At 75.4% G+C, this 256-nt stretch carries 1 pseudogene; it reads right to left on the reverse strand.

Going from position 1 to position 256, the window contains the following annotated elements:
- Positions 1-256 (reverse strand): annotated as a pseudogene (locus ACLQ29_RS35410) (hypothetical protein); the annotation flags it as partial.

A 256-nucleotide genomic window follows, 5' to 3' on the forward strand; every position in this document is an offset into this window, starting at 1 on the left:
GGCCAGCACGGCCAGCGCCGTCAGCGCGTCGACCGCGCCGATGCCGATGCCGTACGCCGCCGGCATGAGGCGCTCGACCATGCCGTCGCCCGCGGATCCGGCCGGCCCCTGGAAGGGATCCGTCACGCTGCCGAGGCCCCCGCAGACGAGGAAGATCCCGCCGAGCACGTACGCGGTCGTCCGGGCCTTCTTGCGACCCCGACCGGTCAGGACGGCCAGGGCGGCGGCCCCGGCGGCGAAGAGCATGTCGAGCGTC

The sequence above is a fragment of the Micromonospora sp. DT228 genome, from assembly GCF_049841595.1.
Classification (GTDB): domain Bacteria; phylum Actinomycetota; class Actinomycetes; order Mycobacteriales; family Micromonosporaceae; genus Micromonospora.